Source organism: Symbiobacterium sp. (genome assembly GCF_040797425.1).
Taxonomy (GTDB): domain Bacteria; phylum Bacillota; class Sulfobacillia; order Symbiobacteriales; family Symbiobacteriaceae; genus Symbiobacterium.
This window is the reverse complement of record NZ_JBFNEH010000016.1, coordinates 21,535-34,980: the sequence shown is the minus strand read 5'-3', so window position 1 is coordinate 34,980 and position 13,446 is coordinate 21,535. Positions and strand designations below refer to the sequence as shown.

The window sequence follows — 13,446 nt, the reverse complement described above, 5'->3', positions numbered from 1 at the left end:
AACAACTTTGAGGAGGGCGTCTATGGCGGCACAACCGTCATCCAGCGGCGGGGGCCGGAGCGACCCGATTTCCAGGTATCCGGTGGTGGCGAGGCCCCTGCTGGCGCGGATGGCCGCCAGGCATGCGCCCACCTACCAGCATCAGGGCAGGGTTTCGCGGATTGCGGAAGCCTTTGCGACCGATCTCAGGCTGTCCCGGCGTGAGGTCAGGATGGTGTCGCTCTCCGCGCTGCTGCACGATATTGGCAAGCTGGAGATTCCCGGCGCCGTCCTGACCAAGGCGGGGCCGCTCACGCCCGAGGAGGTCGAACTCGTCTGCGAGCACCCCGCCCGCGGGGCGGCGATCCTGGCGCGGTACCCGGCCCTGGCCCATCTGGCCGTGGTCGTGCGTCACCACCACGAGTGGTTCGACGGACGCGGGTACCCGGATGGCCTCAAGGGGGAAGAGATCCCCTGGCTTTCCCGGTTGATCGCCATCTGTGACGCCTTCGACTGTATGACGACCCCGCGCCCTTACGCGCCGCCGCTCTCTGTGGAGCAGGCGCTGGACGAGATCCGGCGCGGGACCGGGACCCAGTTCGACCCCGAACTCGCCCGGCAGTTTCTGGAGCGCCACCGCCGCGTACTGGTCGTCCATCCGCGGTATCCTACGGAGTGGACGGACCCGGAACAGCGCCCCCGGCCGCTGGCGGTTCGGGCGCGGGGGCGTACGTGAGGTTAAAAGTGTACCCTATTTATAATGTACTAGGAAGAGCAACGAACCGTTGCTCTTCTCCTGTCTCTCTGGAGGTTTTCGGCAAGAGTGGGCGTAGGGTGCCTCTGAAGTCGGTCCAAAGGTACTACGCGCACCTTGGGGCGAATTGCGGTTGTCAGACGCGTTTGCACGATGTAATATCCAAGTGAACGATGGAACAAGCTTACACGCAACAACGTTCACAGAAAGATCTTCCAGGAAGGAGAAGTAGCCTCATGCCGAGCACCCGTACCGAACGAGACCTGCTGGGAGAAAAGCAAGTTCCTGCCGACGTGTATTACGGCGTGCAGACGGCCCGCGCCCTCGAGAACTTCCGCATCACCGGCCTGCGCATCCACCCCGCGCTGGTGAAGGGCCTGGCTCAGGTCAAGAAGGCGGCCGCTCAGGCCAACCACCAGCTGGGTTACCTGCCGAAGGAGATCGCCGACGCCATCGTCGAGGCCTGCGATGAGATCCTCGCCGGCCGACTCATGGACCAGTTCCTGGTCGACCCGGTTCAGGGCGGCGCCGGTACATCGGCCAACATGAACGCGAACGAGGTCATCGCCAACCGCGCGATTGAGATCCTGGGCGGCCAGAAGGGTGACTACACGATCGTCTCCCCCAACGACCACGTGAACTTCGCCCAGTCCACCAACGACGCCTTCCCCACCGCGCTGCGCCTCGCCGTGATGGAGCGGGCCGATGTGCTGAACGAGCGCCTGACCGCGCTGGTTGAGGCGTTCAACGCGAAGGCCGAGGAGTTCGACGACGTCGTCAAGATGGGCCGCACCCACCTGCAGGACGCGGTGCCCATCCGGCTGGGCCAGGAGTTCAAGGCCTACGCCACGGCCGTGGAGCGCTGCCGCCGCCGGCTGATGCAGTCCGTCGAGGGGCTCCACGAGGTCAACATGGGCGCCACGGCGGTCGGCACCGGCCTGAACGCCGACCCGGCCTACCCGCCGCTGGTGATCAAGTTCCTGAACGAGAACACCGGCCGCAACCTGCGGCAGCCGGAGAACCTGGTGGACGCGACCCACAGCCTCGACCCCTTCGTCGCTGTGAGCGGCAGCCTGAAGGCGCTGGCGGTGGCGCTCTGCAAGATCGCCAACGACCTCAGACTGATGGCCTCCGGCCCCCGCTGCGGCCTGAAGGAGATCAACCTGCCCGAGATGCAGCCGGGCTCCTCCATCATGCCGGGCAAGGTGAATCCGGTGATGGCCGAGGTGCTCAACCAGACCTGCTTCCTGGTGATCGGCCTTGATCTCACCGTCACGCTCGCGGCCGAGGCGGGCCAGCTGGAGCTGAACGTGATGGAGCCGGTGCTCGGCCATGCCCTCTTCACCAGCATCGACTCGCTGGCCAACGCCGTGGGCCTCTTCACCGAGCGCTGCGTGCGGGGCATCACGGCCAACAAGGAGCGGTGCGAGGAGATGGTGAACAACTCCGTCGGCATCGTCACCGCCATCAACCCCATCGTCGGCTACAAGAACGCCTCCATGGTGGCCCGCGAGGCCACGCTTACCGGGCGCCCGGTGCGGGAGATCGTCCTCGAGAAGGGGCTCCTCACCAAGGAGGAGATCGACCACATCCTCTCGCCCAAGCAGCTCACCTCGATGGGCATCGCCAAGCGACTCTCCAAGACCAAGTAAGAGAGGCAGAAGACCGCCAGAGCCACGCGGCTCTGGCGGTCTTCAGTTTTCCTCCCCCAGCGTCGGCGGGGTGGCCCCGCGCCAGAGCAGGCCCCGAGGGTAATGGTTCTTGAGCACGCCGCCGGCCGCCTTGGCCCACCCCAGCGGGAAGCCGTCGACTGCGATGAGCGTCCAGCCCTGCTCGCCCGCCGCGGGCAGGGGCTCGCCCTGCAGGTAGCTGAGTACCTCGGGCGAATCCGAGCGCAGGTCGCGCACCTGCCGCACGTCCTCCCGCCGCAGTGCGAGGGCCAGGGCGTGCGCCGGCTCGAAACGTGCCTTCCGCGCCCGGCCCAGCTGCAGCCCGGACCGGAGGACCCGCAGTCCCGCCAGCGTCCCGCTGCCCTCCGGGGGCCGGTAGAGCCACTCGCCGTACTGGGCCGTCTCGCCGGAGAGCAGCCGGTCTGCCGCCTCGCCCGTGAGGTAGGTGCGGCAGAACTCGGCCATGGCCTTCAGCGAGTCCCGGTCGGCAGGAGCCCAGCCCTGCGGTTTCGGCCCGCCTGCCCGCCGCCGGCCGGGGCCCGGCCCGGCGGGAGGGGCGTCTTCCGCGGCGCCTTCCTCCTTTTCCAGGAGCGCCACAAAATGCCCCTCGCCCCGCAGGCGGTGGGGCCAGAGGCGCACGGCCCGGTCGATTCCCAAGCTGGCGGCCCGGTCGGGCTCGCTGGTCCAGTCGGGCCGCGCCGGCTGCGCGCCCGGCAGCGCGGTGATGGGGACCAGGCGCATGGACGGGTTGCGGATGAGCAGCTGGAGCAGCACCTCCTCGTTTTCCTGGGGCGCGAAGGTGCAGGTGGAGTAGAGCAGCCGGCCGCCGGGGCGGAGCATGGTGACGGCGCACTCCAGCAGGCGCACCTGCACCCGGGCGCAGGTGTCGGGCATACCGGGCCGCCACACCTTGCACATTTCCGGCATCTTGCGGAACATGCCCTCGCCGGAGCAGGGCGCGTCGACCAGGATGCGGTCGAAGAACGAGGGGAACCGCTCCGCAAGACGCTCCGGCTTCTCGGCGAGCACCACCGCGCAGGTGACGCCGTTCCGCTCCAGGTTCTCCACCAGCGTGCCGGCCCGGTCCACGCGGATGTCGTTCGCCACCAGGAGCCCCCGGTTCTCCATGAGCGCGCCCAGGTTCGTGGTCTTGCCGCCGGGCGCGGCGGCGAGATCCAGCACCCGGTCGCCGGGCCGGGGTGCGAGCACCGGCGCGGGCGCCATGGCGCTGGGTTCCTGGATGTAGTAGACCCCCGCGTGGTAGTAGGGGTGGAGCCCCGGGCGCACCGATGCGGGGTAGTACAGGCCGTCGGGGTTCCATGGCACGGGCTCATACGGGATGCCCAGGCGGGCTGCGATCACCTGCGGGTCGGTCTTCAGCCGGTTGACCCGGAGTCCGAAAGTGCGCGGCTCCTCATACGACGCGGCGAAGGCGTTGTACTCCTCGCCCAGGAGCCGGTGCATGCGGTCGGTAAACTCTGCGGGGAGCCGGATCGGCGCCAGACCACTCGCCCCCTTGTCAGGAGATTCAAATAACCATATAATAGCAGCACAGGGAACAGGAGGGAAGGAGAGGCAGATGGAGATGGCACAGGCTCACGAGGCGCTCGAGAGTGTGGCGGAGCGGGCGCGCCGCGCCTTGCGCGACAACGAGGCGGCGAACCTGCAGGTTCAGGCCCAGGCGCTTGCCCGGCCGACCGAGAACGGGCAGACGAGCAGGGCACCGGCCCTGACGGGGTTCGGCTCCACCGCCGAGCTGATTGCCCAGCGCATCCAGGCGATCGCCCGGGTGAAGGAGCTGGAGCCCCGGCTGGCCAGTGCCCGCGCCCGGGCGGCTGACCTGTCTCAACGGCTTACATCAACCGCCACCGACTCGGTCCACTACGCCGAGCTGCTCCGGTGGCTCGCGGAAGTGCACGGGCAGCTCCGGCAGCTGGAGGCCGAGTACGAGGAAGCGCAGCACGTGATCAGGGGCAGCCAGTGGGTGCTGCACCTCCTGGCCGACCCTAGCTGAGGCGGCGCAGGACGCCCCGCACCAGGTTCTGGAACAGCGGCTTGGTGCGGTTGGCCACCTCCATCACCTGCTCGTGGGTGAGGTGGACGGGCTGGTCCGGCAGGGCCATGTCGGTGATGCAGGCGATTCCCAGGACCCGCATGCCCATGTGCCGGGCCACCACGACTTCCGGAACAGTGGACATGCCCACCGCGTCGCTGCCGAGCCGCTGGAGCATGCGCAGCTCCGCACTGGTGTTGTAGCAGGGCCCGGAGATGGGTGAGTAGACGCCCTGCCTGAGGCTGATGCCCATCTCCGCGGCCACCGCGAGCGCCACCTGCCGGAGTTCGGGCGTGTAGGCGTCGACCATGGCCGGGAACCGCGGGCCGAGCTCGTCAGCGTTGGGCCCCCTGAGCGGGTCCTGACCCATCATGTTGATGTGGTCGACGATCAGCATGAGGTCGCCGGCCGAGAAGGAGGGGTTGAGCCCGCCGGCGGCGCAGGTGACGATCAGCGTCTCGACCCCGAGGGCGTGCATCACCCGCACGGGGAAGGTGACCTGTTCCATCGTGTATCCTTCGTAGAAATGAACCCGGCCCTGCATGGCCACCACCGGCTGCCCCTCCAGGCGGCCGATCACCAGCTGACCGGCATGACCGGGCACCGTGGAGATCGGGAAGTGGGGAATCTCCTTGTAGGGAATCCGCACGGCGTCTTCCACCTGGTCGGCCAGGTCGCCCAGCCCGGAGCCGAGGATGAGGCCGATCTTCGGGGTCACGCCGCCCCGCGCGGCCACGGCTGCCCGGGCTTCTTCCATGCGCTTCAGCAGGTCTGACATGGGCATGCACCTCTCTCGTCTGTAGCATAACTGACAACGATGCCGCCGATACGGCCGCGCGCCAAACGGCGGCAAACTTTGTAGCCCAACCTAACAAAGATGCCGCGACGATGAAGGAAATTCCGCACCGACCTGCCGAATACCTGCAAGTACATGCGGACCCGCCAGTGGCGAAAGGCCGCAGTGCGGCGGGCCGTCGGGCATACTATGGCCACCTGTTCGCGGGCGGCGTGGCGCACGGAGGGCGGCCGGTTCGGATGTGGAGCAGGTTCGCATGAAAACGCGCAGGCAGGCGCAGGGACGGTGAACAAATTGCCCAAGATCCGCAAGATTGGCGTCCTGACCAGCGGTGGCGACGCCCCTGGGATGAACGCGGCCATCCGCGCGGTGGTCCGGCGGGGAATCACGCTGGGCGCCGAGGTCCTGGGGGTGCGCCACGGATACGCTGGCCTCATCGCTGGTGACTTCGTTCCTCTGGAAACGGCTTCCGTCGGCGACATTATCCAGCGCGGTGGCACCTTCCTGCAGTCCGCACGCAGCGAGCGGTTCAAGACCCCGGAGGGGCAGCGGGAGGGCTTCGAAAAGGCCCGGGCCGCCGGCCTCGACGGGCTGGTGGTCATCGGCGGCGACGGCTCGTTCCGCGGGGCCATCCGCCTGACCGAACTGGGGCTGCCGTGCATCGGTGTGCCCGGCACCATCGACAACGACATCTGGGGCACCGACCGCACCATCGGGTTCGACACGGCGGTCAACACTTGCCTCGACGCCATCCGCAAGATCCGCGACACCGCCTCGTCACACGATCGGGTGTTCGTGCTCGAGGTCATGGGCCGCAGTTCGGGCTGGATCGCCCTCGCCGCCGGCCTTGCCGGCGGGGCGGAGTCGATCATGCTGCCCGAGCGCCCGCTCACCATCGAGGAGGTGGCCCTGCGGGTGAAGCGGGGCATGGAGCGGGGCAAGCGCCACTCGCTCATCATCGTGGCCGAGGGCGTCGGGTCGGGGTTTGACGTGGGCCGCGAGATCCAGAAGCGGACCGGCTATGATACCCGCGTGACCGTGCTCGGCCACATCCAGCGGGGCGGTGCGCCCACTGCTGCCGATGCGATGCTGGCCTCCCGCATGGGGGCGAAGGCGGCTGAACTCCTGCTGGAAGGGAAGGGCGGCCTCTTCGTGGGCGAGGTGAACAACGAGCTGGTCGCACAGCCCCTGGAGAACGTACTCGGCAAGCGCAAGGGGATCCCGGCCGAGTTACTGGACCTGGCGGAGATCCTGGCGACCTAATCCGATGAGGTGAGAGTTTGGGGATGCTGCGGAAGACGAAGATCGTGGCCACGATCGGGCCTGCCAGCGAGCAGCTGGACGTGCTGGTCCGGCTCCTCGATGCCGGCGTCGACGTCTGCCGGCTCAACTTCAGCCACGGCACCCAGGAGGAGCATCGCCGGCGGATTGAGAACATCCGCGAGGCGGGGCGCCGCGTGGGCAAAGACGTGGGCATCATGATCGACCTCAAGGGGCCGGAGATTCGCATCGGCACCTTCGAGAACGGCAAGGTACTCCTGCGCGAGGGGGACGACTTCACCCTGACCACCGAGCCGGTGGTGGGCAACCAGGAGCGGGTCTGGGTGCAGTACGACGGGATCGTCAACGACGTCCCCGAGGGCGGGTACCTGCTGCTGGACGACGGCAACATTACCATCCAGGCGGTGGAGGTACGGCCCAAGGAGATCCGCTGCCGCGTCATCGTCGGCGGTGTGCTCTCCGACCGCAAGAAGATCAACCTGCCGGGCACGAAGGTCTCGCTGCCCGCACTGTCCGAGAAGGACGTGGCCGACATCCGCTTCGGCGTGGAGATGGGCGTCGACTTCGTCGCCGGCTCCTTCATCCGCAAGGCGCAGGACGTGCTGGAGATCCGGCGGGTCATCGAGGAGGCAGGCGGCCACCAGCAGATCATCTCCAAGGTGGAGTCCCAGGAGGGCTTCGACAACCTGGAGGACATCCTGCAGGTCTCTGACGGGCTGATGGTGGCGCGGGGAGACCTGGGCGTGGAGGTGCCCACGGAGGAGGTCCCGCTCATGCAGAAGCGCATGATCGAGCGGGCCAACGCCATGGGCAAGCCGGTGATCACGGCTACGCAGATGCTGGAGTCGATGGTCACCAAGCCGCGTCCGACCCGGGCCGAGGCCTCCGACGTGGCCAACGCCATCATGGACGGCACCGACGCGGTCATGCTGTCGGCCGAGTCGGCCGCCGGCCAGTACCCGGTGGAGGCCGTGCGGGTGATGGCCTCCATCGCCCGGCGCACCGAGGCGGCTCTGGACCACTCCGACATCCTGAAGCGGCGGGGCCGGTTCGGCCGGATGGACAGCGTGACCGAGGCCATCTCCCACGCGACGGTGACCACCGCCCACGAGCTGGGCGCCGCGGCCATCATCTCGGCCACCACTTCGGGCTTCACGGCGCGCATGGTCTCCAAGTACCGCCCGTCCTGCCCCGTCATCGCCGTCACGCCCTACGCGCACGTGGCGCGCCAGCTCCGGCTGGTCTGGGGCGTCTTCCCGGTGGTGCGGTCGGAGGCGATGACGACGGACGACCTGACCCGCGAGGTCGTGGATGCGGCGCTCACCACCGGCCTGGTCAAGAACGGCGACCTGATCGTCATCACGGCCGGCGTTCCCCTCGGCGTGCGGGGCACCACCAACCTGATCAAGGTGCACACCGTGGCCGACGTGTTGGCCCAGGGAACCGGCGTCGGCCGCCGCCCGGTCACGGGGCGGGCCCGCGTGGTGCTTTCGGAGGCGGACCTCGACCAGGTGGAGGAGGGCGACATCCTCGTCACCCGCCTCACCGACGCTGCTTACATCCCGGCGATGGAGCGGGCGGCCGGCATCGTCACGGAGGAGGGCGGCCTCACGTCTCACGCCGCGGTGGCCGGCATCTCGCTGGGCAAGCCGGTGATCGTGGGCGCTGCCGGGGCGACCAGACGCATCCCCGACGGGTCGCTCGTCACGCTGGACGTGGCGCACGGCCTCATCCTGCGTGGCGAGGCCACGGTGCGATAGCCAGAGAGGGAGGGGCGAATCCCCTCCCTCTTCAAGTCCTTGACCATTTGGAGAAAAACAGGTAAGACTGTTGGCGTGGACGTGACCCTGTCGGAGGGGAGAGCGAATGGTCAGGACGCAGGTGCGGGTACGTTACGCGGAGACCGACGCGATGGGCGTCGTGTACCACGCCCACTACCTCGTCTGGTTCGAGGTGGGGCGGAACGAGCTCATGCGGGCCTGGGGCGCCCCGTATGTCGATTTCGAGCGCCGGGGCATCCTGGTGCCGGTGACCGAGGCCCGGGTGCGCTGGCTCCATCCCGCCCGGTACGATGACCTGCTGGAGGTGGAGACCCGGGTGGAGCGGCTCACGCCCGCCCGCATCACCTTCGGCTATCGCATCAGCCGGGCGGAGGACGGGCGCCTCTGCTGCGAGGGGACGACGACACACGCCTTCCTGGGCCCCGGCGGCCGGCCGGGCGCCCTGCCCAAGCTGGCCCCCGAGCTCTGGGCGCTCTTTCGGGAGCGCACGGGCGAGAAGGAATAGGTCCGTACTCGCACCGGGCGCAGGCACGTCAAAAGGTTGCGGCGGAATGTGACCGGCGTCACCCTCCGAGCGGATGATTCCGGTTATCATGCTGTCAGGTAGTGCGTCGACGAATGGCCCCGCGCGGGCCCGGGAGGAGATCAGACGAGAATGGCCATCACGCGCGAGCAGATCCTGGACGCCCTGAAGGGCGTGTATGATCCTGAGTTGCACAGGTCCATTGTCGAACTCGACATGGTGAAGGATATCCAGATCGAGGGCGGGAAGGTCACGGTGACGGTGAACCTGACGGTGCCGGGCTGCCCCCTGAAGCACCGGTTCGAGAAGGACGTCGCCGAGGCCCTGGGGAAGGTGCCCGGCGTCGAGCAGGTGGCTGTGCGGTTCGGCGCGATGAACGACGCCGAGCGCGCGGCCGTTGCCGCCAAGGTGCGGGGTCGGGAGCCCCACGGCGACGTGAGGCAGTCCACCATGGCCCTGGCGACCCGCACCACCATCATCGGGGTGGCCTCGGGCAAGGGCGGCGTGGGCAAGTCCACCACCACCGTCAACCTGGCTGTTGCCCTGAAGAAGCTGGGCTACAGCGTGGGCATCATCGACGCCGACATCTACGGTTTCTCGATTCCCCGTATGATGGGCAATATGTCCCGGCCGGAGGCCCTGGATGACCAGACGCTGCTGCCTGTCTGGGCGCACGACATCCCGTTCATCTCGGCCGGCAGCCTCGTAAACGAAGATCAGGCCATCATCTGGCGCGGCCCGATGCTGGGCAAGATGCTGGAGCAGTTCCTGCTCAACGTGCAGTGGGGCAAGCTGGACTACCTGCTGATCGACCTGCCGCCGGGCACTGGCGACGTGGCGCTCTCCGTGGCCCAGATGCTCCCGGGCACCGACCTGGTGCTGGTGACCACCCCGCAGGCGGCGGCGGCGCAGGTGGCCTCCCGGGTGGGTTCGATGGCCGCCCGCGTGAACCAGCGCATCATCGGCGTCATCGAGAACATGGCCTACTTCCTCTGCGACGAGTGCGGGAAGAAGCACTTCATCTTCGGCAAGGGCGGTGCGCAGGCGCTCGCCGCCAACCTGGGCTGCGAGGTGATCGCCGAGATTCCGCTCACGCCCGACGTGCGCCTGGGCTCCGACGTGGGCGACCCGATCGTGGCCGACAAGGAGGATCACCCGGCGGCGCAGGCCTACCTGCAGGCGGCCCGCAAGATCGCCGAGATGGCGCCGCCGAAGGTGTGGAGCGAGGAACTGCGAGTGCTGTAAAGCAGGAAAAACCGGAGGGGGGCAGTCGCCCCCCTCGTTTCGTGCACCGGCACCGCCATGGGGAGGCGGTGCTTACGCGTGACGAATCTTCGTCATCCACGATGATCGCCCTTCCGCAGCGACTCCCGGTTCGGCATGCGCCACACCGCCAGGAATGCCTCCACCTGGTTCCAGAAGGCGTCGGTGCCCATGGCCGCCTCGCGCGTGTCGTACAGGTTGGGCCGCCCGATGCCGCCGCCCCCCACGTCGATGATCTGCCCGTCGCGCAGGGCGAGCGTCAGGTACTGCACGTGGCGCGGCGTGACGTTCAGGCCGGTGCGGTCGGAGAGCCACCGGGCGATGGTCTCGTGCGTGGCCAGCAGACCGGGGCGGCCCGCCGCCTTCCGCTCCTCGATGATGTCGATGAAGGCGTGCAGCAGGAGCGCCTCCAGTTCCTCCGCCATGGGCGGAACCCCCTCTATTCAGCCTTCTCGGCGGGCAGGGCCGGGAAGCTGACCGTAAAGCACGAGCCCTTGCCCAGCTCGCTCTCCACCCGCAGATCGCCGCCGTGCTCCTCGACGATTGTGCGCACGATGGGCAGGCCGAGGCCTGTGCCGCCCACCTCCCGGACGTACGGGTGCTCGGCGCGGTAGAACTTCTCGAAGATCCGCTTCTGATCCGAGGGCGAGATGCCGATGCCCGTGTCGGCCACCGCCAGCTCCACGCGGCCCTCCCGGGCGGAGACCGTGATGGTCACCCCGCCCTCCTTGGTGTACTTCACCGCGTTGGAGACCAGGTTGGAGACCACCTGCGTCAGCCGGTCCGGGTCGGCCTGGATCGCCGGCACGCCCTCCTCCGGCACGTTCACCGTGAAGGAGAGCCCCTTCTGCTCGGCCTGCACCCGGAAGGTCTCGGCCACCTGGGTGACCACCTGGGGGAGCGAGGTGGGCTTGAGGGTGAGGGGCATGCGGCCTGACTCGATGCGCTGGATGTCCAGCAGGTCGTTGATCAGGTTCGCCAGCCGGGTGGTGTTGCGGGAGACCACCTGCAGGAACTCCCGCTGCTGGTCCTGCAGCGGGCCCGCCGTGCCGGCCAGCACGAGCCCGAGATAGCCCATGATGGAAGTGAGGGGCGTGCGCAGCTCGTGCGACACGATGTTGACGAACTCCGACTTCAGCCGGTCCAGTTCGGCCAGCTCGGTGACGTCCTGGAAGGTGAAGAGGCGGCCCACCCGGCTGGACCCGGAACCCACGGGTGCGGAGGACCACTGCAGGGTGTAGCCGGTGGTGAGGCGCAGCCGGCCGCCGGCGACTTCGGCGGGGTCGTGGACCAGCCGGCGCACCGTCTCCGGGAACGGATCGTCCTGGGGCAGCACTGCCGCGATTTGCGCCAGCACCTGCTCCAGGGGCTCGTCGGGCTCCGTCTCGCCGAAAAACTCCTGGAACATGGAGTTGGAGACCAGCAGGTTGCCGCCGGTGTCGCACAGCCAGGCGCCCGCCGGCATGGTGGAGACGATGGAGAGGTAGATGTCCAGCTGGGCCGAGGTGCGGTCACGCTCTTCCTCCAGCTGGGCATTCAGCATCTGGATCTGCGCCGCCTGCTCCTGCACGGCGAGCGCCCGCTTCACTTCCAGGTGGTTCTGGGCGGCGGCCAGCGCCACGGAGGCCTGTCCCGCCACCGCATGCCAGAGCGCCCGCGCCTCGTCGTTGATCTCGGTCGGCTCGGTGAAGGCGATGACCACCACGCCGATGGCCCGGCCGGTGTGGACCAGAGGCACGTAGACCTCCTGCGTCACCGGCACCTCGTGGGCCCAGACGGAGAAGCGGGTCTTCGTCTCGGGGTAGCGGGCCACCACGACCTCCCGCAGCTCGACGCACCGGGCGAGCGGCCCCGAGCGGGGGATGGACTGCCCCTTCAGGTCGGGCGAGAGCCAGCGCTCGGCCAGCACCCGCAGCTTGTCGCTGTACTCGTCTGCGATCAGCAGGGCGCCGGCGACCCCGCCGTAAAGGTCCAGATACTCGTCCAGGATCAGGGTGGAGAGCTGGTCGATTTCGATGGAGCCGACCATCTTGCTGGAGAGGCTGTGGAGCCGCTTGAGATGGCGCTCCTGGCGCTCCAGCTCGGCCGCGTGCTGCTTCACCGACTCCTGCTGGGCGACCAGCTCCTCGTTCTGGGCGATCAGCTGCTCCTGCTGCGCCTGCAGCTTCTTCTCCTGCTCGGCCAGGGTCACCGACATGGCGGCGAAGGCGTTGGCCACCACCTGCAACTCGCCGTCGAGCGGCGTGTCCAGCACCACGCCGCGCTCGCCGCGGGCGATGCGGTTGGCCGCCTCGGCCAGAGCCTCGGTGGAGCGGGTGACCCCCCGGGCGAAGACCAGGAAGCCGCCCAGGGCCAGCACCGCGGCCAGGGAGATGGCCAGCCAGGTGATGCGCACCACGTGGTCAGATGCCAGGTTGGCGCTGCTCAGGTCCTGGCCGAGTCGCTTGGACTCCTCCGTGCGGAAGGCGTCGCGGTACTCGCTGATCTGTGCGGCGTGACCCAGGCCCTGGCGGAGCAGCAGGCTGCCGGCCTCCGGCGAGCCCTGCTGCGCGAAGGCGATCGCCGGTTCGGCCACCTCGGTGCGCCAGGTCTCGATCAGGCTCCACACCCGCCGCACCCGGTCCACCTGTTCCGGGGAGTCGGTCACGTCCCGCTCCAGCTGCTCCAGCAGTTCCTTCAGGCGGGCCATGTCGGGCTCGTAGGAGGCGAGCATCGCCTCGTCCCCGGTCAGCAGGTACCCGTTTACGGCCGCCGTCAGTTCGGCGTACAGGGTGGCGACCTGCTCCATGCGCAGGATGTTCTGCTGGCTGAACTCGGCGCGCTCGCGCATGGAGTTCATCTGGTTAAAGGTGAAGGTGAGAATGAACCCCAGGCCCACCAGCAGCGACAGCAGGAAGAGGAGGAGGCCGAAGACCCGCACCCGCAGGCCGGTGTCCCAGCGGTACGGCACGTGGGTCATCCGACCGCCTCCTTCACCGTGGCGATCAGCTGACTCAGCTCGAAGGGCTTCACCAGGTACGCGGCCGCTCCGGCGGCGATACCGGCCTGCACGTCAGCCTGCTGGGCGCGCGCGGTCATCAGGACGACGGGGATGTGGCGCAGGGACGGATCAGCCTTGAGGGCGGTCAGGCACTGCAGGCCGTCGAGCCCGGGCATCATCCAGTCCAGCAGAATCAGGTCCGGCGCCGAGTCGCGGGCGCGGGCCAGCGCGGTGGGGCCGTCGTGGGCCAGCGTCACCTCGTACCCGGTGTACTGCAGCTGGAAGGCGACGAGTCGTGCGATGTCAAGGTCGTCATCGGCGACCAGGATATGCGGCATGCCGGAATCCCTCCATCTGGTTGACCCC

The 13,446-nt window shown here is 68.5% G+C and carries 12 protein-coding genes; 7 read left to right on the top strand and 5 right to left on the bottom strand.

Annotated elements, in window-relative coordinates:
• Positions 1–22 precede the first annotated feature (22 nt).
• Together AB2385_RS07055 and aspA are read left to right on the top strand one after the other, a co-directional pair.
• On the top strand, positions 23–715 hold the full coding sequence (locus tag AB2385_RS07055; RefSeq protein WP_367654246.1) for an HD-GYP domain-containing protein: 693 nt from the start codon (positions 23–25) through the stop codon (positions 713–715).
• A 254-nt stretch (positions 716–969) separates the two neighbouring features.
• Positions 970–2,385 carry an aspartate ammonia-lyase gene (gene aspA / locus AB2385_RS07050; protein WP_367654245.1) on the top strand — a complete coding sequence of 472 codons (1,416 nt, stop codon included), beginning with the start codon at positions 970–972 and terminating at the stop codon, positions 2,383–2,385.
• Between the two features lie 42 nt (positions 2,386–2,427).
• Here the strand turns inward: aspA and AB2385_RS07045 are convergent, their stop codons facing one another.
• Positions 2,428–3,897, bottom strand: coding sequence for an RsmB/NOP family class I SAM-dependent RNA methyltransferase (locus tag AB2385_RS07045; RefSeq protein WP_367654272.1), 1,470 nt, complete (start codon positions 3,895–3,897; stop codon positions 2,428–2,430).
• A gap of 85 nt (positions 3,898–3,982) precedes the next feature.
• Here AB2385_RS07045 and AB2385_RS07040 point away from each other — a divergent pair, with 85 nt between their 5' ends.
• The gene (locus AB2385_RS07040) at positions 3,983–4,417 is read left to right on the top strand and encodes a hypothetical protein (RefSeq protein WP_367654244.1); all 435 of its coding nucleotides are present in this window, start codon (positions 3,983–3,985) and stop codon (positions 4,415–4,417) included.
• Here AB2385_RS07040 and AB2385_RS07035 read toward each other — a convergent pair.
• The gene (locus AB2385_RS07035) at positions 4,410–5,234 is read right to left on the bottom strand and encodes a purine-nucleoside phosphorylase (protein WP_367654243.1); all 825 of its coding nucleotides are present in this window, start codon (positions 5,232–5,234) and stop codon (positions 4,410–4,412) included. The genes AB2385_RS07040 and AB2385_RS07035 overlap by 8 nt on opposite strands.
• 321 nt (positions 5,235–5,555) lie before the next feature.
• On the opposite strand from AB2385_RS07035, the gene pfkA reads away from it, so the two are divergent.
• The 4 genes from pfkA to AB2385_RS07015 all read left to right on the top strand — a co-directional run bounded on the left by pfkA (position 5,556) and on the right by AB2385_RS07015 (position 10,082).
• Positions 5,556–6,515, top strand: a complete 960-nt coding sequence (gene pfkA, locus AB2385_RS07030) for a 6-phosphofructokinase (RefSeq protein ID WP_367654271.1) — start codon at positions 5,556–5,558, stop codon at positions 6,513–6,515.
• A 23-nt stretch (positions 6,516–6,538) separates the two neighbouring features.
• Positions 6,539–8,293 (top strand): pyruvate kinase, encoded by a 1,755-nt coding sequence (gene pyk, locus AB2385_RS07025; RefSeq protein WP_367654242.1) that lies wholly within the window; start codon positions 6,539–6,541, stop codon positions 8,291–8,293.
• Between the two features lie 106 nt (positions 8,294–8,399).
• Entirely contained in the window at positions 8,400–8,819 is a 420-nt protein-coding gene (locus AB2385_RS07020) for an acyl-CoA thioesterase (protein WP_367654241.1), read from the top strand.
• Between the two features lie 150 nt (positions 8,820–8,969).
• Positions 8,970–10,082 (top strand): Mrp/NBP35 family ATP-binding protein, encoded by a 1,113-nt coding sequence (locus tag AB2385_RS07015; RefSeq protein WP_367654240.1) that lies wholly within the window; start codon positions 8,970–8,972, stop codon positions 10,080–10,082.
• A gap of 92 nt (positions 10,083–10,174) precedes the next feature.
• Here AB2385_RS07015 and AB2385_RS07010 read toward each other — a convergent pair whose 3' ends face one another.
• The 3 genes from AB2385_RS07010 to AB2385_RS07000 are packed head-to-tail and all read right to left on the bottom strand — an operon-like array spanning position 10,175 to position 13,418.
• On the bottom strand, positions 10,175–10,525 hold the full coding sequence (locus AB2385_RS07010) for a hypothetical protein (protein ID WP_367654239.1): 351 nt from the start codon (positions 10,523–10,525) through the stop codon (positions 10,175–10,177).
• Between the two features lie 14 nt (positions 10,526–10,539).
• Positions 10,540–13,059, bottom strand: coding sequence for an ATP-binding protein (locus tag AB2385_RS07005; RefSeq protein ID WP_367654238.1), 2,520 nt, complete (start codon positions 13,057–13,059; stop codon positions 10,540–10,542).
• The gene (locus AB2385_RS07000) at positions 13,056–13,418 is read right to left on the bottom strand and encodes a response regulator (protein WP_367654237.1); all 363 of its coding nucleotides are present in this window, start codon (positions 13,416–13,418) and stop codon (positions 13,056–13,058) included. The genes AB2385_RS07005 and AB2385_RS07000 overlap by 4 nt, the downstream gene beginning before the upstream one ends.
• Positions 13,419–13,446: the final 28 nt, after the last annotated feature.

Excerpts from the sequence above, each read along its gene's own strand:
- AB2385_RS07055 (WP_367654246.1), top strand. The coding sequence starts at position 23 with ATGGCGGCACAACCGTCATCCAGCGGCGGGGGCCGGAGCGACCCGATT.
- aspA (WP_367654245.1), top strand. The coding sequence starts at position 970 with ATGCCGAGCACCCGTACCGAACGAGACCTGCTGGGAGAAAAGCAAGTT.
- AB2385_RS07040 (WP_367654244.1), top strand. The coding sequence starts at position 3,983 with ATGGAGATGGCACAGGCTCACGAGGCGCTCGAGAGTGTGGCGGAGCGG.
- AB2385_RS07035 (WP_367654243.1), bottom strand. The coding sequence starts at position 5,234 with ATGTCAGACCTGCTGAAGCGCATGGAAGAAGCCCGGGCAGCCGTGGCC.
- pyk (WP_367654242.1), top strand. The coding sequence starts at position 6,539 with ATGCTGCGGAAGACGAAGATCGTGGCCACGATCGGGCCTGCCAGCGAG.
- AB2385_RS07020 (WP_367654241.1), top strand. The coding sequence starts at position 8,400 with ATGGTCAGGACGCAGGTGCGGGTACGTTACGCGGAGACCGACGCGATG.
- AB2385_RS07015 (WP_367654240.1), top strand. The coding sequence starts at position 8,970 with ATGGCCATCACGCGCGAGCAGATCCTGGACGCCCTGAAGGGCGTGTAT.
- AB2385_RS07010 (WP_367654239.1), bottom strand. The coding sequence starts at position 10,525 with ATGGCGGAGGAACTGGAGGCGCTCCTGCTGCACGCCTTCATCGACATC.
- AB2385_RS07005 (WP_367654238.1), bottom strand. The coding sequence starts at position 13,059 with ATGACCCACGTGCCGTACCGCTGGGACACCGGCCTGCGGGTGCGGGTC.
- AB2385_RS07000 (WP_367654237.1), bottom strand. The coding sequence starts at position 13,418 with ATGCCGCATATCCTGGTCGCCGATGACGACCTTGACATCGCACGACTC.